The following is a 629-nucleotide window of genomic DNA, read 5'->3' as shown; positions in this document are numbered from 1 at the left end:
GGTTAAGGGGAAATGTTAGAGCAATCGAAGCATAGAACTTAAGCCCCAGTAAACGGCGGCCGTAACTATAACGGTCCTAAGGTAGCGAAATTCCTTGTCGGGTAAGTTCCGACCCGCACGAAAGGTGTAACGATTTGGGCACTGTCTCAACAAAGGATCCGGTGAAATTGTAGTAGTCGTGAAGATGCGACTTACCCACGATAGGACGGAAAGACCCCGTGGAGCTTTACTGTAGGCTGGCATTGGAATTTGGTATTAAATGTACAGGATAGGTGGGAGACTAAGAAGCGAGAGCGCCAGTTTTCGTGGAGTCAATGTTGGGATACCACTCTTTTGATACTAAATTTCTAACTTGATACCCTGAATCGGGTATAAGGACACTGTCAGTTGGGCAGTTTGACTGGGGCGGTCGCCTCCTAAAGAGTAACGGAGGCGTTCAAAGGTTCCCTCAGAATGGATGGAAATCATTCTAAGAGTGCAAAGGCAAAAGGGAGCTTAACTGCGACACCAACAAGTGGAGCAGATAGGAAACTAGGACTTAGTGATCCGGTGGTACCGAGTGGAAGGGCCATCGCTCAACGGATAAAAGCTACCCCGGGGATAACAGGCTTATCTCCCCCAAGAGTTCA

1 rRNA gene is annotated in these 629 nt (G+C 48.3%); it reads left to right on the top strand.

Annotated elements, in window-relative coordinates:
• Positions 1–629: ribosomal RNA gene (locus tag EII23_RS12240) — 23S ribosomal RNA — on the top strand; the annotation flags it as partial.

Source organism: Desulfovibrio sp. OH1186_COT-070 (assembly GCF_003860215.1).
Lineage (GTDB): Bacteria > Desulfobacterota > Desulfovibrionia > Desulfovibrionales > Desulfovibrionaceae > Desulfovibrio.
The sequence above is the reverse complement of the archived record's forward strand: the minus strand, read 5'-3'. Positions and strand labels throughout refer to the sequence as shown.